Genomic DNA, 824 nt, shown 5'->3' with positions numbered 1-824 from the left:
AATTTACGCTAATCAGCGCACTCAAGCAGAGCCACTCTATTCTCACAATTTGTAATGCATTCAAAGTACATCGAAGTAGCTATAAGTATTGGCTAAAAAGAAAAGAACATATTGATGCAGACTTTACTATTTTATGCAGTGAAGTGAAGGCCGCACATCATATTAGTCATGGCTCTGCCGGTGCTCGAACGATAGCGCAATTAGTGACTAATAAAGGGATTGGTCTCAGTCGTTATCGAGCCCGTAATCWAATGAAAAAGCTTGGGTTATTAAGCTGTCAGCAGCCTAAGCATTCTTATAGGAAAGCGACACAAGAGCATGTTGCAATCCCCAATACGCTTAATCGACAGTTTGAAGTAACTCGACCAGATCAAGTGTGGTGTGGCGACGTGACGTATGTTTGGGTCGGTAATCGTTGGGCATATTTAGCGGTTGCTCTAGACTTATTTCCCCGCAAACCTGTTGGATGGGCTTTGTTATTATCACCAGATAGTGAGCTAACCTTTAAAGCTTTGAAAATGGCATTTGAGTTAAGGGGTAAGCCTGAGAATGTGATATATCACAGCGATCAAGGTTCATATTACACGAGCTTGAAATTCAGACAATTAATATGACGCATTCAGATTAAGCAAAGTATGAGACGTCGCGGGAATTGTTGGGATAACGCACCGATGGATCGTTTCTTTAGAAGTTTGAAATCTGAATGGATACCCGCAAGTGGTTATGGGAATTTCACAGAAGCAGATAAAGAGATCACAAATTACATCACTGGATATTACAGCGAGACTAGACCCCATCAATATAATGGTGGGTTAACGCCAAAT

The 824-nt window shown here is 41.2% G+C and carries 1 pseudogene; it reads left to right on the top strand.

The window, feature by feature from the left end:
• Window positions 1–824, top strand: a pseudogene (locus L5M28_RS23960) (IS3 family transposase); the annotation flags it as partial.

The organism is Shewanella sp. SW32, assembly GCF_025653365.1.
Classification (GTDB): Bacteria; Pseudomonadota; Gammaproteobacteria; order Enterobacterales; family Shewanellaceae; genus Shewanella; species Shewanella oncorhynchi.
Note: the sequence above shows the minus strand (reverse complement) of the source record. Positions and strands in the feature narration are given on the sequence as shown.